Source organism: Mesorhizobium sp. WSM4850 (assembly GCF_055811735.1).
In genome coordinates, this window is sequence record NZ_JBVVPV010000039.1 from 38,627 (window position 1) to 58,149 (window position 19,523).

24 protein-coding genes are annotated in these 19,523 nt (G+C 61.7%); 11 read left to right on the top strand and 13 right to left on the bottom strand.

Annotated elements, in window-relative coordinates:
* Window positions 1-8: 8 nt before the first annotated feature.
* Genes AC0L2Z_RS27340 through AC0L2Z_RS27355 form a run of 4 tightly spaced genes read right to left on the bottom strand, consistent with a single transcriptional unit; the run spans window position 9 to window position 2,640 of the window.
* Window positions 9-446 carry a VOC family protein gene (locus tag AC0L2Z_RS27340; protein ID WP_023799114.1) on the bottom strand — a complete coding sequence of 146 codons (438 nt, stop codon included), beginning with the start codon at window positions 444-446 and terminating at the stop codon, window positions 9-11.
* A 2-nt stretch (window positions 447-448) separates the two neighbouring features.
* Entirely contained in the window at window positions 449-1,177 is a 729-nt protein-coding gene (locus AC0L2Z_RS27345) for a FadR/GntR family transcriptional regulator (RefSeq protein WP_473629801.1), read from the bottom strand.
* Window positions 1,178-1,187: 10 nt separating this feature from the next.
* Window positions 1,188-1,895, bottom strand: a complete 708-nt coding sequence (locus AC0L2Z_RS27350; protein WP_473629802.1) for an FAD-binding oxidoreductase — start codon at window positions 1,893-1,895, stop codon at window positions 1,188-1,190.
* A complete protein-coding gene (locus AC0L2Z_RS27355) occupies window positions 1,855-2,640 on the bottom strand; it encodes an FAD-binding oxidoreductase (protein WP_473629803.1) in 786 nt (261 codons plus the stop codon). The genes AC0L2Z_RS27350 and AC0L2Z_RS27355 overlap by 41 nt, the downstream gene beginning before the upstream one ends.
* Window positions 2,641-2,832: 192 nt before the next feature.
* On the opposite strand from AC0L2Z_RS27355, the gene AC0L2Z_RS27360 reads away from it, so the two are divergent.
* The 4 genes from AC0L2Z_RS27360 to AC0L2Z_RS27375 all read left to right on the top strand — a co-directional run bounded on the left by AC0L2Z_RS27360 (window position 2,833) and on the right by AC0L2Z_RS27375 (window position 6,556).
* Entirely contained in the window at window positions 2,833-3,573 is a 741-nt protein-coding gene (locus AC0L2Z_RS27360) for an ATP-binding cassette domain-containing protein (RefSeq protein WP_023799117.1), read from the top strand.
* Window positions 3,563-4,672: an ABC transporter permease gene (locus AC0L2Z_RS27365; RefSeq protein ID WP_473510536.1), complete on the top strand. Its 1,110-nt coding sequence runs from the start codon at window positions 3,563-3,565 to the stop codon at window positions 4,670-4,672. Before AC0L2Z_RS27360 ends, AC0L2Z_RS27365 begins: the two co-directional genes overlap by 11 nt.
* A gap of 53 nt (window positions 4,673-4,725) precedes the next feature.
* Window positions 4,726-5,730 carry a sugar-binding protein gene (locus tag AC0L2Z_RS27370; RefSeq protein WP_128173046.1) on the top strand — a complete coding sequence of 335 codons (1,005 nt, stop codon included), beginning with the start codon at window positions 4,726-4,728 and terminating at the stop codon, window positions 5,728-5,730.
* 76 nt (window positions 5,731-5,806) lie between these two features.
* Window positions 5,807-6,556, top strand: a complete 750-nt coding sequence (locus tag AC0L2Z_RS27375; protein WP_091599240.1) for a glucose 1-dehydrogenase — start codon at window positions 5,807-5,809, stop codon at window positions 6,554-6,556.
* Between the two features lie 161 nt (window positions 6,557-6,717).
* Here the strand turns inward: AC0L2Z_RS27375 and AC0L2Z_RS27380 are convergent, their stop codons facing one another.
* The 4 genes from AC0L2Z_RS27380 to AC0L2Z_RS27395 all read right to left on the bottom strand — a co-directional run bounded on the left by AC0L2Z_RS27380 (window position 6,718) and on the right by AC0L2Z_RS27395 (window position 9,138).
* Entirely contained in the window at window positions 6,718-7,293 is a 576-nt protein-coding gene (locus tag AC0L2Z_RS27380; RefSeq protein WP_128173047.1) for a dihydrofolate reductase family protein, read from the bottom strand.
* A gap of 123 nt (window positions 7,294-7,416) precedes the next feature.
* The gene (locus AC0L2Z_RS27385) at window positions 7,417-7,950 is read right to left on the bottom strand and encodes an SRPBCC family protein (protein ID WP_128173048.1); all 534 of its coding nucleotides are present in this window, start codon (window positions 7,948-7,950) and stop codon (window positions 7,417-7,419) included.
* Window positions 7,947-8,354, bottom strand: coding sequence for an ArsR/SmtB family transcription factor (locus AC0L2Z_RS27390; protein WP_128173049.1), 408 nt, complete (start codon window positions 8,352-8,354; stop codon window positions 7,947-7,949). Before AC0L2Z_RS27390 ends, AC0L2Z_RS27385 begins: the two co-directional genes overlap by 4 nt.
* 148 nt (window positions 8,355-8,502) lie before the next feature.
* The gene (locus AC0L2Z_RS27395; RefSeq protein ID WP_128170327.1) at window positions 8,503-9,138 is read right to left on the bottom strand and encodes an ankyrin repeat domain-containing protein; all 636 of its coding nucleotides are present in this window, start codon (window positions 9,136-9,138) and stop codon (window positions 8,503-8,505) included.
* Window positions 9,139-9,545: 407 nt separating this feature from the next.
* Between AC0L2Z_RS27395 and AC0L2Z_RS27400 the strand changes: the two genes are divergently transcribed.
* From AC0L2Z_RS27400 to AC0L2Z_RS27410, 3 genes are all read left to right on the top strand, one after another.
* Window positions 9,546-10,784: an MFS transporter gene (locus AC0L2Z_RS27400; protein ID WP_473629804.1), complete on the top strand. Its 1,239-nt coding sequence runs from the start codon at window positions 9,546-9,548 to the stop codon at window positions 10,782-10,784.
* A 97-nt stretch (window positions 10,785-10,881) separates the two neighbouring features.
* Entirely contained in the window at window positions 10,882-11,451 is a 570-nt protein-coding gene (locus AC0L2Z_RS27405) for a histidine phosphatase family protein (protein WP_473629805.1), read from the top strand.
* 87 nt (window positions 11,452-11,538) lie between these two features.
* Window positions 11,539-11,931 carry a VOC family protein gene (locus tag AC0L2Z_RS27410; protein WP_128173052.1) on the top strand — a complete coding sequence of 131 codons (393 nt, stop codon included), beginning with the start codon at window positions 11,539-11,541 and terminating at the stop codon, window positions 11,929-11,931.
* Between the two features lie 16 nt (window positions 11,932-11,947).
* Here the strand turns inward: AC0L2Z_RS27410 and AC0L2Z_RS27415 are convergent, their stop codons facing one another.
* Both AC0L2Z_RS27415 and AC0L2Z_RS27420 read right to left on the bottom strand, forming a co-directional pair.
* On the bottom strand, window positions 11,948-12,184 hold the full coding sequence (locus tag AC0L2Z_RS27415) for a hypothetical protein (RefSeq protein ID WP_128173053.1): 237 nt from the start codon (window positions 12,182-12,184) through the stop codon (window positions 11,948-11,950).
* 100 nt (window positions 12,185-12,284) lie between these two features.
* Window positions 12,285-13,427 carry an MFS transporter gene (locus AC0L2Z_RS27420; protein ID WP_210334896.1) on the bottom strand — a complete coding sequence of 381 codons (1,143 nt, stop codon included), beginning with the start codon at window positions 13,425-13,427 and terminating at the stop codon, window positions 12,285-12,287.
* Between the two features lie 477 nt (window positions 13,428-13,904).
* On the opposite strand from AC0L2Z_RS27420, the gene AC0L2Z_RS27425 reads away from it, so the two are divergent.
* The gene (locus tag AC0L2Z_RS27425; protein WP_473629806.1) at window positions 13,905-14,915 is read left to right on the top strand and encodes an Lnb N-terminal periplasmic domain-containing protein; all 1,011 of its coding nucleotides are present in this window, start codon (window positions 13,905-13,907) and stop codon (window positions 14,913-14,915) included.
* Between the two features lie 157 nt (window positions 14,916-15,072).
* On the top strand, window positions 15,073-15,927 hold the full coding sequence (locus tag AC0L2Z_RS27430) for an aldo/keto reductase (RefSeq protein ID WP_473629807.1): 855 nt from the start codon (window positions 15,073-15,075) through the stop codon (window positions 15,925-15,927).
* Window positions 15,928-16,013: 86 nt separating this feature from the next.
* Here the strand turns inward: AC0L2Z_RS27430 and AC0L2Z_RS27435 are convergent, their stop codons facing one another.
* The 3 genes from AC0L2Z_RS27435 to AC0L2Z_RS27445 all read right to left on the bottom strand — a co-directional run bounded on the left by AC0L2Z_RS27435 (window position 16,014) and on the right by AC0L2Z_RS27445 (window position 18,532).
* The gene (locus AC0L2Z_RS27435; protein ID WP_023799134.1) at window positions 16,014-16,319 is read right to left on the bottom strand and encodes a hypothetical protein; all 306 of its coding nucleotides are present in this window, start codon (window positions 16,317-16,319) and stop codon (window positions 16,014-16,016) included.
* A 139-nt stretch (window positions 16,320-16,458) separates the two neighbouring features.
* The gene (locus tag AC0L2Z_RS27440) at window positions 16,459-17,265 is read right to left on the bottom strand and encodes a class I SAM-dependent methyltransferase (RefSeq protein ID WP_473629808.1); all 807 of its coding nucleotides are present in this window, start codon (window positions 17,263-17,265) and stop codon (window positions 16,459-16,461) included.
* Between the two features lie 214 nt (window positions 17,266-17,479).
* Window positions 17,480-18,532 (bottom strand): acyltransferase family protein, encoded by a 1,053-nt coding sequence (locus AC0L2Z_RS27445; RefSeq protein ID WP_473481312.1) that lies wholly within the window; start codon window positions 18,530-18,532, stop codon window positions 17,480-17,482.
* 391 nt (window positions 18,533-18,923) lie between these two features.
* On the opposite strand from AC0L2Z_RS27445, the gene AC0L2Z_RS27450 reads away from it, so the two are divergent.
* Window positions 18,924-19,076, top strand: coding sequence for a hypothetical protein (locus AC0L2Z_RS27450; protein ID WP_473481314.1), 153 nt, complete (start codon window positions 18,924-18,926; stop codon window positions 19,074-19,076).
* The gene (locus AC0L2Z_RS27455; protein WP_473629809.1) at window positions 19,073-19,474 is read left to right on the top strand and encodes a DCC1-like thiol-disulfide oxidoreductase family protein; all 402 of its coding nucleotides are present in this window, start codon (window positions 19,073-19,075) and stop codon (window positions 19,472-19,474) included. The genes AC0L2Z_RS27450 and AC0L2Z_RS27455 overlap by 4 nt, the downstream gene beginning before the upstream one ends.
* Window positions 19,475-19,523 lie beyond the last annotated feature (49 nt).

A 19,523-nucleotide genomic window follows, 5' to 3' on the forward strand; every position in this document is an offset into this window, starting at 1 on the left:
CGATCCAATCACACTTGCGTGTCGTGATAGTCGCCCGGTCCCGCGCCGGTCCAGGCATAGAGTTCCCACAGCGTCCCGTCCGGATCGTGGAAGTAGGCGCAGCGCGCGTTCCAGACATAGTCGCCGGGCGGCCCGACGAACGGCACGCCCTTGTCCGACAGTTCGGCGTAGAGCCGGTCGACCTCGCCGGCGCTTTCGAGTTCCATGGCGACGCACGCCTTGTGCGCCTGCTTCGGTGAGCGGACATTCGAGACGCCGCAGTGGCGATTGATGTGGTCCAACTGCCATGCGGCGAGCGTCACGCGCTCGGAATGAAAATCGACAAAGCCCTCGGCGCGGCGTCTGATCCGGTAGCCAAGCTTCTGCGTGTAGAAGTCGATGGTGCGGTCGATATCCTCTACAAGCAGGCAGATATCGGTGATTGCCTTGGTCTGCCCGAGCGACATGGTCATTTGCCTCGATTGATCGCGGTGAGCTCGACGCCTACGCGCGATGCGGCGCCTTCGATGTGCCGGCGCATCGCCTCGCCGGCAGCCTGTGGATCATGCGCGGCGAGCGCGTCGTAGATCCGCACGTGCTCGGCGACGTTGACCTCGACCAGGTCGTGGAGCGGATTGGTGAGGCGGGCATAGTGGATCGACTGGCGGATCTGCTCGCAGACGAAGGAAATGAAGGTGTAGATGTAACTATTGCCGGTCGCCCGGGCGATCGCCCGATGGAAAAGCAGATCGGCCTCGATGCTGCCATCCTCCCAGCGCTCCTCGCCGCCCATGCGGTCCAGCGCAGCCTTGATCGCGTCAAGATCATCGGATGCGCAGCGCGCCGCGGCCAATGTGGCGGATTCGGTCTCCAGAATGCTGCGCAGCTCGAAGAGCTGCTCCATGTTGCGCTGGTCTTTCAGCGCTTCGCGGTCGATCCGGATCGCTGTTCGCTGTTCCGGCGCCATGACGAATGCGCCTACGCCCTGACGCGCCTCGACCATGCCATCGGCGCGAAGCTGAGCGATCGCTTCTCTGACAACATTGCGGCTGACGCCGAATTTGTCGGCGAGCTGGCTTTCGGTGGGAAGCCGGGCCCCCGGGATGAAATCGCCGCCCTCGATCTCGCGGCTCAGATGCGAGGCGACGCGATGCGGAAGCGCCTCCACGCTGCCTATGATGGACGAACGCTGCTTCATGCGGCTTCCCCTACAAATCGCCCCGATCAGGCATGAGACATCCGGGATTGAACAGGCCTGCCGGATCGAAGGCTGCCTTGATCGCGGTATGTAGCTGCCGCTCGCGCTGCGACAGGCCGGCCCAGAACACATGGCTGCGGCTGCGACCGACGCCATGCTCGGCGCTGAACGAGCCGCCGAGCGCTCCGACCAGTTCATAAAGTCGGGTCAAGACCGCCTGGCCCACGGTCCTCGCTTCGCCGGGCTCGCAATCGATGGGCGGCAGCACGTTGAAATGGATGTTGCCGTCGCCCGCGTGGCCATAGGCCAGGGATGTCCAGCCTGGCCACTCGCGCACGATGCACGCGCGTGCTTGCTCGATCAGCTTCGGCACCTGGCTGAGGCGAACCGAGAGGTCGGTGCGGACATGAAAGCCGCGCCGCGCCTGCCCCTCGACCAGGCCCTCCCGGATGGCCCAGCATGTGGCGGCCTGGGAGCGGTTTTGGGCGACGACGCAGTCCTTGATCAGGTCGCTCTCAAGGGCGCGCGCCAGCATCGTTTCAAGAAGTCCGCCGGCATCTATCCCGGGCCCACAGGCGAGTTCGACGATCGCATGAACCGGACATGCCTGCGTCAACGGCGAGCGCAGCTTCGGATCGATGAGATGGACCAGCGGCAGGCACTCCTCGCCGATGACCTCAAACGCGCTGAGAAGGTCGGAGCAGAGATGCCTTGCCATCCGGAACAGCTCGCACGCCTGGCGGAAGCTGCCCAGTCCGACATAGGCGGTCCTCGACCTGCGTCGGCCGGGGCGAGAGCCTTACTTCGACGCCGGTGACGACTCCCAGCGTCCCTTCCGAGCCGATCATCAATTGCTTCAGGCTGTAGCCGCGATTGTCCTTGCGCAGCCCGTTCATGCCGTTCCAAAGGGTGCCGTCCGGCAGCACCGCCTCAAGCCCGAGCACCAGGTCACGCGTCATGCCGTAGCGCAGCACATTGATGCCGCCGGCATTGGTCGCGACATTGCCGCCGATCGTGCACGATCCCTGTGCGCCAAGCGCGAGCGGGAAGGTCATCTCGGATGCTTCAGCGGCGTCCTTGACGTCCTGCAGCACGGCCCCGGCATCCGCTTGCAGCGTGAAGTCGAGCGGGTCGACGCGGCGTATCCGGTTGAGACGCTCGAGCGACAGCACTGCGTAGTCCGAATTGTCTGGAATGGCGCCACCGGCAAGTCCGGTATTTCCACCCTGCACGACGATGGCGATACCGCTCTGCGAGCACCATCTCACAAACGCCTGGACGTCTTCCACCGATCCTGGACGCACGATGAAGCGGGCACTTCCGCACCTGTCGCGGCCCCAATCGATGAGGTAGCGCTCCGCCTGGGGCGACTGGCCGTCTATTAGCGCATCACCCGCCAACTGCGCAGGCAGCTCAGCAATTGCGCCGGAAGCTTCGCGTTGAGAGGGGCGATCCGTGATCATCGGGTCAGATCATACGGTCATCCTACAACTTCGCAAGTCCTATTCTTCTCGATGCTCCAAGGTCCACCTGCCCCGCTAAAAAACGGATGCCGGTCTCCTTCGAATAAGGATTGTGTCGAATACATTTCGCTGATTAGCTATCTTGCATAAGTCCGGGACAAGATTGGCAAATGTTGTCCGGGGAGGACCGCGATGCCGGTGCTTGAGGTTCGCCACGTTTCGAAGAATTTCGGGGCCATCCAGGCCCTGAGCGACGTCAGCTTCCAGGTGGAGCGAGGCGAAGTCGTGGGTCTGATGGGGGACAACGGCGCCGGCAAGTCCACCGTGGTCAAGACCGTGGCTGGCAATTTCCCGCCGAGCGACGGCGAAATTGTCGTGGACGGCGAGGTTTGCCATTTCCATAAACCCGTCCAGGCCCGCGCCAAGGGGATCGAAGTCGTCTATCAGGACCTGGCGCTCGCCGACAATCTGACGGCGGCGCAGAACGTCTTCCTCGGCCGCGAGATCAAGAAAGGTTTCTGGCCGATCAGAGTGCTTGACAAGCAGGCGATGATCGACCGCTCGGCAGCGCTGTTCAGGGAACTCAAATCGGAAACCAGGCCGCGCGATCTGGTCAAGAAGATGTCCGGTGGGCAGCGCCAGGCGGTAGCCATTGCGCGAACCCGGCTTTCAAACGCCAAGCTGGTGTTGATGGACGAGCCGACCGCCGCCATCTCGGTGCGCCAGGTGGCGGAAGTGCTCGAATTGATCCGGCGCCTGAAAGCGCAGGGCGTCGGCGTCATGCTGATCAGCCACCGCATGCCTGACGTTTTTGCCGTCGCAGATCGCATCATCGTGCTCAGGCGAGGTTCCAAGGTTGCCGACAAGGACACCGGCAACACGTCACCCGAGGAAATCACAGGACTGATAACGGGAGCCATCCGTGGCGAATAGTGTTCAGGAATCGGCCGGGAACGCCGGCCAGCCGGCCATGTCGGACTTCGTTCCGACCAAGGAACAGACAGCTTTCCAACGCGTGATTTCAAGTCAGCCCTTCTGGGTGACGATCGCGCTGATCGCGCTGGTCATCTTGATGACAGCGATGGAGCCGAGCTTCGGCACCTCCGAAAACGTCGCCAATGTGACGCGCAATCTTGCGCCTTTCGGCATCATGGCGCTCGGCATGACCGTCGTCATCATCACCGGTGGCATCGATCTGTCGGTCGGCTCGATCATGGGCCTCGTGGTCATCGTCGCCGGCCTGTTCCTCACCTGGCATTATCCCTGGTACATCGCTTTCGCCATGGGCCTTTTTTCCGGCCTGGCCTGCGGCGCGGTCAACGGATTTTTTGTCGCCTATGTCGGAATGCCGTCCTTTGTCGTCACCCTCGGCATGCTGTCCGTCGCGCGCTCGCTGGCGGTGGTGTTCTCGGCCAACCAGATGCTTTACCAGTTCGGGCCCGATGCTCCGATCGTGAAGGCGATCGGCCAGGCGAAATGGCCGCGGCATGGACCCGAGGACTGGGCGCCGCACTGGATACCGGAACTGTCGTCGCAATTCTGGACCATGGTGGTCCTGGCGCTGATTGTCGGCTTCGTGTTCAATTTCACTGCCTGGGCCCGGCATCTGTTCGCCATCGGCGGCAATGAGGAGGCGGCGCGGCTCACCGGCGTTCCGGTCGACTGGATCAAATTCCAGGCCTACCTTTTCTCGGCCTTCACCGCCTCGATCGCCTCGCTCCTGCTGCTCGGCTACAACGGCTCGGCCATCAATGCGATGGGCCAAGGCTATGAGCTGCGCGTCATTGCGGCGACAGTGATTGGCGGCGCCAGCCTGATGGGCGGCGCCGGCACGGCTTTCGGTGCGGTCATCGGTTCGGCGTTCCTCGAAGTGATCAGGAATGCGCTGCTGATGGCCGGCATCGATTCAAACTGGCAGGGTGCCTTCGTCGGCGCCTTCATCGTTCTTGCGGTTCTTTTGGGCATGCAAACCGGCGGCAAATCGATCCTCGCCGCGTCGCTGGCAGTCCTGATGCCCAAAAAAAGCCGCTAGAAACCCGCCGGCGGGAGGCCTGCGGGACATCACACCAAGGAGGAGAACTTCACATGAAGAAACATCTGCTGACGGCGGCTGTCGCGCTTGGCGCCATGGTGCTCGCCGTTTCCGGTGCCGAGGCGAAATACACCTTTGCCCTGGTGCCGAAGAACATGAACAATCCTTTCTTCGACCAGGCACGCGACGGCTGCAAGAAGGCCGAAGCCGAATCGAATGGTGCCCTGGAGTGCATGTATATCGGCCCCGGCGAGCATGGCGGCGGCGACGAGCAGGTACAGATCGTGCAGGATCTCGTGGCCAAGAGGGTGGACGGCATCGCCGTATCGCCATCGAACGCTGCGGCGATGGCGGTTGCGCTGCAGGCCGCCAAGGACGCGGGCATTCCGGTCCTCACCTGGGACTCCGATCTGCTGCCCGAGAACAAGGACCTGCGCGTCGCCTATATCGGCACGCACAATTATGAGATCGGCACGAACCTCGCCAAGCTCGCCATGCAGATCAAGCCCAAGGGCGGCACGATCTGTATCCAGTCGGGCGGCGCGGCGGCGGCCAACCACAATGAGCGCATGCAGGGCATTCGCGACACGCTTTCGGGGACCAAATCGGCAGCCTCACCCGGCGACCGCCTGACCGGACAGAACGGCTGGACCGAAATCGAGGGCTGCCCACTCTACACCGACGACGACTTCCCGCGCTCGGTGCAGCAGTTCGAGGACATCATGGCGAAAAACCCGAACCTCGACGCGTTCATCCCAACCGGCGGCTTCCCGCAGTTCATCCCCGATGCCAATCGCGCCGCGGTCGCGCCGTACAAGGAAAAGATCGCCTCGAAGGCCCTGGCCCTGGTCGTCGCCGATACGCTTCCCGTACAGATCGACCAGATGAAGGAAGGGTTCTCGCTCGGCCAGGTCGGCCAGCGGCCGTTCGAAATGGGCTACAAGACGATGATGGCGCTGAAGGACATGAAGGACGGCAAGGCTTCGCCGGCCGACCCGACCTATACCGGCCTTGACATTTGCACGCCGGAGACAGCGGATACCTGCATCGCCAAATAGTGCTCCAAATAGCGTTAATTGGGCGGGAGCAACCTCCCGCCCTTTTCATAGCCCGCCCTTTTCTTGGGGGATATCAATGTCGGAATTGTTCTCGCTCAACGGCCGTGTCGCGCTGGTCACCGGTGCTTCGCGTGGCCTCGGCTTCGCCATGGCCAAGGCACTTGCGGAAAACGGCGCGACGGTGATCGTCAATGCCCGCGATCCGGCCGCGCTGTCCGCGGCGGCCGAAAGGATCGGTGCCGAAGCCCAGCCGTTCGATGTCACCGACGCGGCGATCTCGAGGGCGTCGCTCGAAGGGATCGTCGAACGCCACGGCCGCCTCGATATTCTGGTCAACAACGCCGGCATCCAGCATCGAAGTCAGTTGGTCGAATGGCAGGACGAGGATTTCGACCATGTGATTGCCGTCAATCTTTCGGCTTGCTTCCGCATGATGCGCGACGCGGTGCGCCTGATGCTGCCAAACAAGTTCGGGCGCATAATAAACACTGGATCGGTTGCAGCGATCCTTGGCCGTCCCACCATTCACGCCTATGTGGCGGCAAAGGCGGGCCTGCACGGGCTGACACGCTCGACCGCCGCTGAACTGGGCCGTCACGGCATCACCGTCAACGCGATCGCCCCCGGCTATTTCGCTACTGAGCTCAACACCGCACTTATGAGCGACGAGGCCTTCACCAAATGGGTCGAGGCACGAACCCCGGCGGGCCGCTGGGCCCAGCCTGAGGAACTCGGCGGAGCCGTGGTGTTTCTCGCCTCAGACGCTGCCGCCTACGTCAACGGCCATGTGCTGGCCGTCGACGGTGGGCTGTCGGTTTCCCTCTGACCAGCGACGCGCCTTTCAGGAATAAATTTCAGCCGGGCAGCGCTGCGAAATCTGCGAAGACCGGCTGAGTTAATGCATGTCGCCCAAAAGTGCGCAGCGGTTTTGGGATAACGACATGCATAAAAACATAAACCTAAAGCGCGTCGCAGACGCGACGCGCTTTAGCCAATTCCAAAGACCAGGCTCACGCGCCCATCCGTGAGCTGCTGAACCTTCCGCAGTTCAAGCCCGCGACGATTTTGCATTGCTCCAAACAGCGCCTTCCCTTCGCCGACGAGCAGCGGATAGAGGATAAGCCGCAGTTCATCCACCAGCCCGGCATCGATGAGGCTCGCGGTCATTCGCGCACCGCCCATGAGATAGATATCCTTGCCCGGCTGCTGCTTCAGGCCAGCGATGTCTTCGAGGCTCCGCACGAAGCGCGTCTTTGGCCAGGCCGCCGAATTCATCGTGTTCGACAGCACATAATGCGGGGTATGTTCGGCAAAGCGGGCCCATTCGAGCTCCTCCGGCGTCGGCAATTTGCCGGTCATCGGCAACGGCTTGTCCGGCTCATTCTGGATCGCGCTCCAGTAGCGCTCGTAGCCGGCGTACATGATGCTCCCGAGCAGGCAGGCATCGATTTGCGGCATCAGCCCATACTCCTCCGACCACGCGTCGACCCATTCCGCGTAACCCTCGGGTCCCTCCATCTTGCCGTCGACGGAAATCTTCATTCCGGCGATCAATTTGCGCATGACTTCCTCCATCAGGCTTGCCCAAAGCAAGCACGTTTCATCGTTTCATCGTTGCTGGTGTGCGAGCCTCCACGGGCGAATGCCGGTGGAGGCTGGGCGGTGACTTCAGCCGACGCGGTCGTGTCAGGCCGGCAGGCGGCGGTCGTATTCTGCCCGCAGGCGGCTCCAGCCATCCCAGAACGAGGTCGGCGTCTTTCCGGCGAGGCGGGCGGCCAGCATGTCGAGGTGCATGTGCCAGCCGGCGGTGACGTTGAGCTGGATTGCGCGTTCCGGCAGCCGGCGATGGATGACGGTGAGCAGCACATCATTGCCCTTCGGCTCCAGCAAGAAGGAAACCCCGCCGGTGTTTCCCCAGGTAATGGCGAGCTTGTAAGGTTGATCGAGCTCGGTGATCCGGCCCTCCATCCGATGCTCTTCGGGAAAGCCCGCGGGGCGCTGGCCGGGCGGATCGGTCAGCTCGTCGTTACGCCAGATCAACTCGAACGACGTGCCGGCCTTCATTTCCATCTGGCCAGCAGCCATCCACTGCCGGCGCAGGTCGCTCTCGGTGAGATAGGCCCAGACCCGCTCGATCGGGCCGGGCAAAAGCCGCTGGATGGTGAACGTGGCGGGCTCGGTCAGCTCGCCATAGGCTTCGATGGTTTTCATCTGGTTCATTGGTCGTCTCCTTCTTTTGAGGCGGGCGATTTCCTGGAATCATCCTGGGCCCAGGAATCACCCGGGGCTTTGCGTGCGTCCTGCTCGCGAAGCAGACGCTCGAGGACGTCGAGACGGTTGGTCCAGAAGCGCTCGTAGAAGCCGAGCCATTGGTGGGCGCTGGCCAGCGGTCCGGGTTCGAGGCGGCACAGATGTGTGCGGCCCCTCACCTCGCGACGAATAAGCCCTGCATTCTCCAGCGTCTTGATGTGCTTGGAGGCGGCCGCCAACGACATGGCGAAGGGTTCCGCCAACTGGCTCACCGTTCGCTCGCCGCCGGCGAGGTCGCGAAGCATGTGCCGGCGGGTGGCGTCGCCAAGCGCGTGAAAAACCGCGTCGATCTGGGGTGTGTCTAATTCAACCATGTAGTTGAATATAGAGGCACGCTTTCGAATTGTCAACCGATTGGTTGAATGATCTTGGAAGGGAGTTCCACAGGCGGTCTGCGGCGATCGAAGACATTCGGCAAGTGCAAGGGCCGCGGACATGGTCACCGCGGCGGAAGCGGGACCTTCACTTGCCTTCGAAGAAAGTATGAATCGAGACTTCCAGCTTTTCGATGAGTTGAGGGTTATGGCAGCTTCCAGCCCAGATCAGGGCGTTCAGTCTCATATCCTTGTTGAGAAAGTTCATTTTCCGGGAATCAAGCAGGTATCCCGCGACCTCGTAGTGCCGTCCCTTGATAGCCTCGATAAGCGCGTTGTTTCTTCCGGTCTTGTCAGTAAGATTCACGTCAGCGCCATTCTCGACAAGCAACTTAACGACATCCAGATGCCCGTTCTTTGCTGCTTCAATAAGGGCCGTTCTGCCGTAGTAGTCGGCTCTTGCATTAATCTCTATTTCGGGATGTTTCACGAGGGCTAAAATAGAGGCGTAGTGGCCCTTGGCCGAAGCAAGGCTCAAAGGCGTGCTCTTCCATTTGTTTCTGGAATTCACATCGATTGCTGGGTGTTCGATCAACGCCTCGACCGCCGCGGTGCGGGCATTGAGGGCTGCGAGATGAAGGGCTGACCAGCCGCCGCCGTCCGCCTCGTTGATATTGGCGCCGGCCGCCAATTCCGCTCGAACGGCCCCCGCATCGCCGCTTTCTGCCGCGATCAGCAGATTCGACCAACCTCTCGCCCCTTCGACTTCCAAGCTCTCGGTCAATGCAGTCGCCTCCCCGAATGCTCCCTGCAGGATACCATTGTTCCGGTTCGGCCGACATCCACCGAATGACCGGCTTCCATCGAAAAGCCTTTCTCATTCGACGGTGTCCGCAAATACAATCCGAGAGGGGAAGAAGGAGAAGATAGGGAACCTGAGCTTGAGCGAGAGGCATGATGCCTTTGAGTGCCTGACCTAAGAGCGCAACGGCGTCCGACTGACTTCACTCGCAAGCAGAGTGGCGAGGACGCCCAAGTCGGACTGGCTGGTTGGTAATCGGCATGGAAGTTCGACCGGCTCGAACGTAAAGCCAGGCCTCTGATCAAAGCGGAACTGGCCGATATCCTCCGGCAGCGGAGGCCGATAAAGACGAACAGGAAGCGCGCACTCTATCGAGAAACAAAGGGATCATGCAGTCCTTCAGTGCATTCGTCGTCAACAATGTCCGCTGGCTCGCGGGCGCCTTTTTGCTGACCCTCGTCTCGTCCTTCGGGCAGACCTTCTTCATCGCCTTGTCGAACGGCGATATCCGCGAGACGTTCGGGTTGAGTCACGGCGAGTTCGGCGGGCTCTACATGCTGGCAACGCTGCTTAGCGCGGCGACCCTGCCGTTCCTGGGGCGGCCGCTGGACCGGTATTCGACAGTGACCATGGCGATCGCGACGATGCTCATGCTTGCCTGCGCCAGCATTGCGATGGGGTTCGCCGGGTCGCTGCCAACGCTGCTCCTTGCGCTCTACCTGCTGCGCCTTTTTGGCCAGGGGATGATAACCCAGACGGCTCTGACGGCGACTGGTCGCTGGTTCGCCGCGAACCGGGGCCGCGCCGTCTCGGTCGTCACGCTTGGCTTTCATGTCGGCGGCGCTCTGCTGCCTTTCTTGTTCGTCCTCGTGGCTGGCCTCGTCGGCTGGCGGGGAAGCTGGTTCGTCTGCGCAGCCTTCATCCTGGTCGTGGCCTTGCCTCTGGTTTGTGCGCTGGTCCGGAAGGAACGCAATCCGCAGAGCGAGGCCCAGCCGAGGGCGCAACGCGCAGTGAAGCACTGGACGCGGGCGGAAGTCCTGCGCGATCCGACCTTCTACGCCATCTGCCTGGGGGTCCTGGCTCCCGCCTTCGTCGGCACGACTATCTTCTTTCACCAGGTCTATCTAACCGAGCTCCGGGGCTGGCCGCTGCAACTCTTCGCCGGCGGCTTTGCCGTCCTGTCCGCCACGACGATGGGTTTTGCGCTTCTGGCCGGGTGGCTGATCGACCGCTTCTCGGCGGTCCAGCTGCTGCCTCTATTCCTTCTGCCGCTGGCGCTGGCATGCTTCGCGGCTGCCTATCTGACGGCGCCTTTCGCCATCTTCGTCTTCATGGCGCTGCTTGGCATCAGCTACGGCTTCTCCTCGACCCTGGAGGGCGCCATGTGGCCGGAGATTTATGGCACCGCGCATCTCGGTGCGATCCGCTCGGTTGTGGTGGCCGTGATGGTTCTGGCCTCGGCGATGGGCCCCGGCATCACCGGATACCTGATCGACGCCGGCGTCGACTACGCGCTGCAACTGGCCTTGATGGGCGTCTACAGCCTGGCCGCCGCCTTGCTGATGTGGCGGGTATCGCGGAAGCTGACGCGGGGCCTGTCTCGCGGCTGGAATCTTTCCAGCTCCTGATCGGTCCTGAAATCGTCGACACCAACATTTATGTCGCTACTTGCGGAATGAAGTGCTGGTCCGCGTCAGACTGCCAATCGGAAAGGTGAGAAGCAAGATGCGAATTGGACGTCGGCGATTTCTTGTCCTGTCGCTCGGAGCGGCTGCCTTCGGCAAGGCACACGCCTCCGGGCCACTCTGGGCAGCCCTGCGATCCGGAGAAGCCATTGCGCTGCTGCGCCATGCCGCGGCCCCAGGCTCCGGCGATCCGCCTGGCTTAAGGCTCGGTGATTGCAGCACCCAGCGGAATCTGTCGGAACAAGGTCGTGCGCAGGCCCGCGCGATCGGCGACCTGTTCCGTGCGAACGCCATCTCGTTGGCAGCCGTCTATTCGAGCCAGTGGTGTCGTTGCCTCGACACCGCTCGCCTGCTCGGGATCGGCGACGTCGTGGCTCTTGAGCTGCTCAATTCGTTCTTTGGCGACAGTTCGGCCGCAGAAGTGCGCACCGCTGCCCTTTTGGCCTGGCTCCGCGGGCAGCGTTTCGGCTGGCCTGTGGTGCTTGTCACGCATCAGGTCAACATCACCGGTTTGACCGGCGAGGTGCAGGATAGCGGCGAAATGATCATCGTCCGTATTCATGAAGCTGAGCCCGTGCAGGTCATCGGGCAGGTTGCCACGCCGGCTTGAGCATCATGGCCATCGACCCCATCTCGTGCAGCACCGCTTCTGTCGCGGAACAACGACGTGCGAGGAGAAATTAAAGGGAGTGATGGCATGGCTATCGATTTCAACCATACAATACTGCCGGCCCGCGACAGCGAGGCGTCGGCAAAATTCCTGGCGGAAATGCTTGGCCTTCCAGCCGCGAGGCGCTGGGGTCCTTTCCAGATGGTCACCACCGAAAACGGTGCCAACCTCGACTATATGGATACCTCAGGCGAAATCAGGCCGCAGCATTACGCCTTCCTGGTCAGCGAAGCCGAGTTCGACGAGATCTTCGCCAGGATTCGTGAACGGAACCTCTCGTACTGGGCTGACCCCAGCCGGACGCAGTTGGGCGAGATCAACCACCACGACGGCGGCCGCGGCGTTTATTTCGAGGACCCGAACGGTCATCTTCTCGAGATCATTACCCGTCAGTACGGCAGCGGCGGATGGAACCCGTGATCGCTCGGTGGTGTAGTCAGGCGGCGAACGTTCTGCGAGCCTTGTCACGGTGTTCTGCCGCAGCCAGCTGATCAGTCTGCTGAAATCGCGTCCAAAACTCGTCGCGGTCGTGACCCGCTCGGTCGAAGCGGTCACCGTGTGCCAGGCAGGTGCTGTGGAAGGCTTCCAGTGCGCGCTCGACATCGACACCGGCGTGCACCGATGATGCCGGATAAAGGGCGGCGAATAACGTCAGCAGGAAGCGAGGCGACATTTCACGCTCCGAGCCAGCTCAAAACGGTCGACACCTTTCAAACGCTTTGCCGCCGCGATCGATCCCTCCTGGCTAAACGCCCCAAACCGACAAGGCTGCCTCACCGCTCCTCTGGGGGCTTCAAGTGCCGGAACTGCAGCAGCAGCAGCAGGTCATAAATGATCTTCAACGCACCGCAGATGAGGAGGGGCCAAGCTCGGAAAGAGGCAGCAAGCAGAGCGCCCGCCAGCGCCGGACTGGCTGCCGCGGCCAGACTGCGCGGGACAGATGTGAAGCTCGCGGCCGCCGCCCGCTCCGCTTCCGTGACAACGGCCATGACGTAAGATGAGCGCGTCGGGACGTCCATCTGCGAAAGCGCAGCGCGGACCAGCAGCAGGGCCAGTGTCAGAGGTAGCGTCGGCGCAAGCGCCGCCAGCATCAGGGCGATGCTGGACGGAATGTGTGTGAACACCATCGTGTTGATGAGTCCGATGTGCCGGGACAGCCAAGCTGCAACGGGGAATGAGAACGCCGAAAGCACGCCGGACCAGAAGAAGAAAAATCCCGCTTCCGAAAGCGACAGGTCGAATTTTTCGAACAGCCATAGGGCAAGCAGCGACTGGACGACAAAGCCGCCGGCGAAAGCATCAAGGCTAAAAAGAGCCGCAAGCTTGAGAACGATATTGCGCGAGGGGCCGAGCGCGGACGCGGTACCTGTGTCCGACGTGGGACGGCGCTGCGGGATCCGCGCGTAGAAGAGGCCGCCGAGCAGGCCGAGCAACGCGTAGAGCACGAACATGGCCTTGATGCCGGTGAGTTGGTCGAGGCCGGATGGAGCAACAAGATCAGGGGTCGCCGAAGCGAGTGCGCCAACGGCGCCTGCAAGCGCGCCCACCAAGCTGTAACGCGCGAACATCTTGGTCCGGGCTGCATCAGTGACTTCGCGTGTGAGCACGGCATGCTCTAATGGCACGAACACGCTGACGCTGCCGGCCGACGGGTTGATGGTGCCTGCGAAAGCGATCACCAAAAGCAGCGCGTAGTCATGAACCAGGGCAAAGGCCACACCCGTGGCGACCATCAGACTGGTGGCGGCAAGCAGGAGACGGCGGTGATCGTGTCGGGCACCAAGGACTCCGACGGCGATGGTCAAGAGCGCTGAACCGAGTAGCGATGCGGTCGCGATGATGCCGACCTGCAGAGGCGTGAAACCCAATGCGAGCAGGTAGACTGGCAACAGAACGGCCACGAACCCATCGCCCATATCGCGCAGGGCTCGGGCCGCAAAAAGAAAGGTCGTCGGGTGGATCCGCTGCACTGGCCTAGCCTACTCTCATGACCTGCGTCGGCGTCACCGCGCTCGGCAGCGACGCTCGGCAAGGCGGAAAGATCATGACGGAGTCGCGTTAGATATTCCAGCGAGGCGAGTATCGGTTTTGTTGGACTGGAACAGAGAGAACCTGTTCCGGGTAGATTGACGGGCGTTTGAGGTACGGATGGATGGATGAAGGAACTTGTTAGGGCCCGTGAGCTCGCGCGGTCACTTCATCGAACGGCCGATGCCGAGCGCGTCCGTTTCGCGTGGGCACCTTCTCGCTCGCTCGCTCCACGCCTGCGAAATCCGCGGCGAACATGGTATCGGACCGATTGGTGCTCCAATATGGACATGTAGAGTTGTTGTCTTCGAGCGTTCCGTGAGAAATGGCATCCAGGCAATGACAGACTGCCAGAGGGGGAATAGGTGCGTAGCACCGCTCGGATCTCGCTTGCCATCATCCTTTCGCTAGCCGTCGCAATCCTGACTGCCTGGGCCGGACTTGCCATGTGGTATCGTCTGCCTATGGCTGAGCTTGGACGGGCTCTGGCCGGCGTCCTGTTCATCTTGTTCGGCCTCGCCACTATCATCGCCCTCTTCAGCCGGTTTCGTATCAGGGCGCTTGTCCTGTTTGCAGCTGCGTTTGCTGTGGTTCTGGTTTGGTGGAGCACCATCAGGCCTTTCGATCACGCGGACTGGGCGCCCGACGTCGCCCGTCAGGTAACCGGCACACGCGACGGAAACCTGTTGACGCTGACTGATGTGCGCGACTTCGAGTGGCGTAGCGCTACTGATTTCACCGAACGCTGGACAACGCGGACCTACGACCTCTCCAGCGTTCAGACGGTGGACCTCTTCATGTCTTATTGGTCCGGGACCAAAATCGCCCATGTCATCATAAGCTTCGGCTTTGCAGGAGGTGACTATCTTGCCTGGTCGATTGAGGTGCGGCGCCATGGAGGCGGCAAGTTTTCACCCATGGCAGACCTGTTCAAGAGCAATCCCCTGGTCATTATTGCGGCTGACGAGCGAGACGTCGTCGGCGTCAGGTCAAACGTTCGCGGAGAGGATGTCCAAATCTATCGGCTAAAAGTATCACCGGAAGCGGCCCGGGCGCTCTTGCTGGAATACGTCCTGGACGCAAATGCACTTTCCACGACTCCAGAATTCTATAATTCCATCACGACGAACTGCACGACCACGATCGTCAAGATGATGCGAGCCGTCGGTGACGTGGTCCCCCTTGACTGGCGCCTTATCGTTAACGGCTATCTTCCCGAATATGCGTATGCACGGGGTGCGCTCGATGTCAGCTTGCCGATGTCGGTTTTGAGGGAGGCAGCCCACATTGACGGCCGTGCGCGGGAGTCAGGCCTTTCGCCAGATTTTTCGAGATCGATCCGGATTGGCGTGCCATCCCCCGGTCCAATTTATTGATCTCTGGAATCGTGTTTGGAAACGCTGGGCGGTTCGAACCGGATCTCATCCCGGCTTCACGGCGCACTTCTACTTTCTCCACCTGTCGACTCGCATTGGCGGACGCGGCGCCTAGATAAGCACTGCGCTGGGCGGAGCGATGCAGAAGGACCTGAGCATGCCTGAACAAATTACCCTGACTAAAGCTGAGCAGATCACATTGAACGATGGCTCAGCCGTTCCCCAGATCGGCCTTGGCGTTTGGCAGGTCGATCCAGCCATTACGGCCCAAGTCGTGAGTTGGGGGATCCAGACCGGCTACAGATCGATCGACACCGCCGAAGGCTACCAGAACGAGGAAGGCGTCGGGCAGGCGATCCGCACGGCTGGCGTACCGAGGAGCGAACTGTTCATCACCTCGAAACTGCGCAACGGCGCGCATCAGCGTGACGCCGCCCTGCGGGCTTTCGACGAGACGATGAACAAGCTCGGCATCGAGCAGATCGACCTGTTCCTGATCCACTGGCCGGTGCCCAGCCAGGGCAAATATGTCGAGGCGTGGAAGACGCTGATCGAACTCAGGCAATCCGGCCGGATCAAGTCGATTGGCGTTTCGAATTTCAACCAGGACCATCTGGAGCGAATCATCGGCGAGACTGGTGTCACACCCTCAGTCAACCAGATCGAACTCCATCCCCGGTTTCAACAGCGCCAGACCAGAGAATTTCACAGCACGCACAACATCCGCATCGAAAGCTGGAGCCCGCTGGGCAGCGGCCGGCTGTTGAGCGACCAGACCCTCGAAAAGATCGCCGGAAAACACCGCAAGTCTGTGGCGCATGTGATCATCCGCTGGCATCTTCAGGAAGGGCTGATCGTCATTCCAAAGTCGATCCATCAGGATCGGATTGCCGCCAATTTCGACGTCTTCGATTTCGAGCTGGATTCAAAGGAGCTCGAGCTCATTCGAGGCATGGATTCGTCAGACGGCCGTACGGGCGCGAACCCGGCCACGGCTGCGTTCCTGTTCTAAGGGTCTGAGAGAAGGGAGCCGACAGCGGAGCTGCCAATCTCCCCCCTCGTGGGGGAGATTGGCAGCTGTGACGATCGCGCTCAGCCTCATATCCCCGATCCATCCAGCAGCGGGACATCTTCTTCGTCCCAGGGGCTCGGCAATGAACCCTTGCTCAGATTGGCTGTCGGCAGTGGCATCCAGCATTTCAGCTCGGGCTCGGCGTATTCAACCACGCGTCCGGGCGACGAGTCGGAAGCGCGCCAGCCTTCGCTGCCGAACTGGTCGGCTCGAGACCAGTAAGCCAGGTCGACTTCCGCCGGCCCCTGCTCAGACGGCCGAACCGTGACAAGGATTCGGCTGCCATCCCTTGGCGCGCTCGACATGTGACGCCAGCGATCGGGCTCGTCCATCGTAATCTCCTCGCGCAATCTGCATCTCGGCTGTCCCAGACGAATAGTCGCTTCGCACACAAGGCCGGTCAACCCGAACTTGCGCAGGACCGTCTATAGTTGGCGGCCTGCCGGTCTGGCGCGACATGGCTGCCAGTCATCAGCGCGCCTTCGCCTTGACTGCCCAGGCTCTGGTTTTCAGGGGAATGGACCCGTCCTCGCCGCGCGGCAGACTGTCGCGGAGCCTCTCCATCAATCTCTGGCGAGCTGCGGGTTCGAGACTCATGCAATAGCCGGGCGCCGGCCCCGCACCCAGGGTGAAGGGGTGCCAGTAGTCTTCAAAGTCCTTGAACACAGCGGGCATTTCAATCCGGGTGGAGTCGATGGAAACCAGGCCGGCCTTCTCCGCGAGATCGGTCAATCCATCTTGTGTGCAAAATGGAAAACGCCTGTCCTCGGTAAGGTCGATGGCACCGGGGTCAAGCGCCGTCGCAGCGGTCCAGAAGGCCCGCATGAATTCCACTCCTCCGCCAGGATAATCCCACACATAGAAGCCTATCGTTGCTCCAGGCCGGGCCACTCGCCGCATCTCGGCGAGCGCCTTTTGCCTGTCGGGGACGAAGTTGAGAACAAGCGCCGACACGACCATGTCCTTGCTGCCCGATTCGACTGCCAAGGCCTGCGCATCGCCTGCGAGAAACGCGACACGCTTGTCCGGCACGTTTGCCCGCGCCTTGGCGAGAAACCCCTCCGACGGGTCTATGGACACCAGGCTCCTGGGATTGCAACGGGCCAGGATGGCTGCCGACAGCACCCCGGTTCCGCAACCCACCTCAAGCCAGTCCAGACCCTCCGCCGGATCGAGCCAATCCAGGAAAGGTGGAGCGATCTGACGGCTCCATCGCCCCATATAGAGGTCGTAGCTATCCCCGGCCTGCCAAGCGTCGTGGCGCGTTGCCTCAGCCATCGCAATCTCCTCCCCTGATGATTTCGACCCGTCGGACCGCGAGAATACGCCCGCCGCCCTCGCGGGAACAGGGGGGCCAGGAAGGTCTGCCCGGAATCGTACTCGGATGCCCACACGCTCGGCCGAAACGGGCCGGCAAGGCAGACGAACCGGGCGCCGGACAGCTCCGATCCGGAAGCAAACCGCTACTGCCGTCACCCGGACACGTTCTTGCTCAGCCTGCCCGGAAGGCGAGGCTTCGCCTCATCAGTTGGATGCTGAGCGCCAAGTCTCCGCTTCCGATGAACCAGGGCGACAGGATGCGGGACGACCTCAGTCCGCGATAGAGAAGATAGGGAAGTCCGAGCGACAGGGCGATCAGCGCCAACTCGGAAGACATTCCGAAGTCCCGCAGCGTGAAATGAACGAACTGATGGACGAACATGATCACCAGGGAGGCTGCGCCGATTTCCGCCAACGGAGCGATGCGCAAGCTCGGCATCGCCATGAAGCGGACGAGGCCGAGGATAAAGGTCGAGATCGCCAATGCAACGAGCAGGCCGAGAAGTGGCGGGCCGAAGATGGCGTTCTTCATGCTGAAGGTAAAGTCGGACCCCGTCAGCGCCGCCGCGAGCGCGACCCCGGCAACCGCCACGACAAATACCGCCGACCACAGTGCGTTCATGCCGCGTTCGCGCAGGAAATGTCCGAACCAGAATGCGCCTATGGCGAGCGGCACGTTCGTCAGCGCCAGCGGCGCGCGCACCTCCTGCCAATATGCCTGGATTGAATAGGCGAGGCCGACGGATGCGCCGACGAAGACCAGCATGCCGGGATCGGTCGGCCCGCTGGTCCTGATCGCGACCTCGTTGTAGACAAGTTGCGTGGCGACGAGGCAGGTGACGAACCAGAACACGCCGAGTTCGCGCGTCAGGTGCCGTCCGCCCAACAGGGCGTCGGTGATGAGTTCCCTGATCTGCCAGGGCGCCGGGGTGTCGCCGCGCAAAAAGTCGACAACGAGCACGCTCGCCATGATCGCGCCGAGAAACATTACATAGGGGATGAGCAGGCCCTGGACGCGCTTGCGGAGAAGCGCCTTCCTCTCCGTGACGGCAAAAAGGTAGCCGGATATGATGAAGAAGAACGGCATGAAGAACAGCGATGCCGCGAAGTAAATCGGGTGCGCCCAGCGCCAGGTGCTGTGGTCGAGGACATGGGCCATGACGACGAGGGTGATTCCCAAGCCCTTGGCAGTGTCCAGCCAGGTCTCACGGATGGGCAGGTTCAACTTCAGCGTTTCCTGGATACGGCTTATCGGCCGGCCCGGTCCTTCGGTTTCGATGGTGATTGTGCATTGCATCATACTGTGTGGCAAGTGCGAATTGGCTCGGAGGTCCGCATTGCCGGTTGCCGCCGACGCAATGTCGCAAAAGTCGGCGAAATTCAGCATTCCGCTTGATTTTCCGCCGATCTTCACCCATTGTTGCGTTGCACAATAACAGGCTGGTGCCGACTATGGCAGTTCAAGCGATAGGAAACCTTGGCCGGCACGGGCTGCCGCTCTTGCAACCAGCCGGCTGTTGAAATCGATCGCGCTTTGACGTCGGATCGACCAGGTCCGCATCAAGCAGAAAAGGACCAAGATGCTTCGCGACTTGTCCGCCCACAAGAAAATGTTGATGCTCGGCATTGTCGGGCTGGTGCTCGTCGCCATCCTCGACGCCTTCAGCAACCTGCCCGTCGTCTCCGGCTGCGCATTCTACGGCAATTGCGCGATCGATGGCGCCGTAGAAGCACCGATGGGGCACAGTCAGGATCCGACGCTGCAATGAAGCCCCCCGGCAAGACGGCGCTTATCGTCTATGACGGCGACTGCATCTTCTGCCAGAGCTATGTCCGCTTTGCCCGGCTGCGCGACGCGCTCGGTCCTGTCGAGTTGCTTGACGCGCGCTCCGGCGACCCGCGCGTTGTCGAGTTTCAGCGCCAGGGCTTCGACCTGAACGAGGGCATGCTCTTCGTTTTCGAGGATCGCGTCTACCACGGCGAGGAAGCCATCAATCTCTTGGCGATCCTCAGTTCCTCTTCGACGCTTTTCGGCTGGCTCAACCGCAGGATTCTCTCAAACAGGACGGCCGCGCGGCTGATCTATCCGGCGCTCAAGCTCGGACGCCGGGCCACCCTGAGGCTTCGCGGCCGCTCGCTGATCCCTGCCGACCTCGAACGGCGCTAAAGCATGCCCTCAGGCCCTGACCGAGGATGCGCAGCGGTTTTGCGATAGC

Bases quoted from the DNA above. Each gene is read 5' to 3' on its own strand.
- AC0L2Z_RS27360 (WP_023799117.1), top strand. From the start codon at position 2,833: ATGCCGGTGCTTGAGGTTCGCCACGTTTCGAAGAATTTCGGGGCCATC.
- AC0L2Z_RS27355 (WP_473629803.1), bottom strand. From the start codon at position 2,640: ATGATCACGGATCGCCCCTCTCAACGCGAAGCTTCCGGCGCAATTGCT.
- AC0L2Z_RS27380 (WP_128173047.1), bottom strand. From the start codon at position 7,293: ATGCGCAAATTGATCGCCGGAATGAAGATTTCCGTCGACGGCAAGATG.
- AC0L2Z_RS27430 (WP_473629807.1), top strand. From the start codon at position 15,073: ATGCCTGAACAAATTACCCTGACTAAAGCTGAGCAGATCACATTGAAC.
- AC0L2Z_RS27340 (WP_023799114.1), bottom strand. From the start codon at position 446: ATGTCGCTCGGGCAGACCAAGGCAATCACCGATATCTGCCTGCTTGTA.
- AC0L2Z_RS27405 (WP_473629805.1), top strand. From the start codon at position 10,882: ATGCGAATTGGACGTCGGCGATTTCTTGTCCTGTCGCTCGGAGCGGCT.
- AC0L2Z_RS27385 (WP_128173048.1), bottom strand. From the start codon at position 7,950: ATGAACCAGATGAAAACCATCGAAGCCTATGGCGAGCTGACCGAGCCC.
- AC0L2Z_RS27415 (WP_128173053.1), bottom strand. From the start codon at position 12,184: ATGTCGCCTCGCTTCCTGCTGACGTTATTCGCCGCCCTTTATCCGGCA.
- AC0L2Z_RS27345 (WP_473629801.1), bottom strand. From the start codon at position 1,177: ATGAAGCAGCGTTCGTCCATCATAGGCAGCGTGGAGGCGCTTCCGCAT.
- AC0L2Z_RS27390 (WP_128173049.1), bottom strand. From the start codon at position 8,354: ATGGTTGAATTAGACACACCCCAGATCGACGCGGTTTTTCACGCGCTT.
- AC0L2Z_RS27450 (WP_473481314.1), top strand. From the start codon at position 18,924: ATGCTCGGCATTGTCGGGCTGGTGCTCGTCGCCATCCTCGACGCCTTC.
- AC0L2Z_RS27400 (WP_473629804.1), top strand. From the start codon at position 9,546: ATGCAGTCCTTCAGTGCATTCGTCGTCAACAATGTCCGCTGGCTCGCG.
- AC0L2Z_RS27350 (WP_473629802.1), bottom strand. From the start codon at position 1,895: ATGGCAAGGCATCTCTGCTCCGACCTTCTCAGCGCGTTTGAGGTCATC.
- AC0L2Z_RS27375 (WP_091599240.1), top strand. From the start codon at position 5,807: ATGTCGGAATTGTTCTCGCTCAACGGCCGTGTCGCGCTGGTCACCGGT.
- AC0L2Z_RS27420 (WP_210334896.1), bottom strand. From the start codon at position 13,427: ATGGGCGATGGGTTCGTGGCCGTTCTGTTGCCAGTCTACCTGCTCGCA.
- AC0L2Z_RS27440 (WP_473629808.1), bottom strand. From the start codon at position 17,265: ATGGCTGAGGCAACGCGCCACGACGCTTGGCAGGCCGGGGATAGCTAC.
- AC0L2Z_RS27455 (WP_473629809.1), top strand. From the start codon at position 19,073: ATGAAGCCCCCCGGCAAGACGGCGCTTATCGTCTATGACGGCGACTGC.
- AC0L2Z_RS27410 (WP_128173052.1), top strand. From the start codon at position 11,539: ATGGCTATCGATTTCAACCATACAATACTGCCGGCCCGCGACAGCGAG.
- AC0L2Z_RS27435 (WP_023799134.1), bottom strand. From the start codon at position 16,319: ATGGACGAGCCCGATCGCTGGCGTCACATGTCGAGCGCGCCAAGGGAT.
- AC0L2Z_RS27370 (WP_128173046.1), top strand. From the start codon at position 4,726: ATGAAGAAACATCTGCTGACGGCGGCTGTCGCGCTTGGCGCCATGGTG.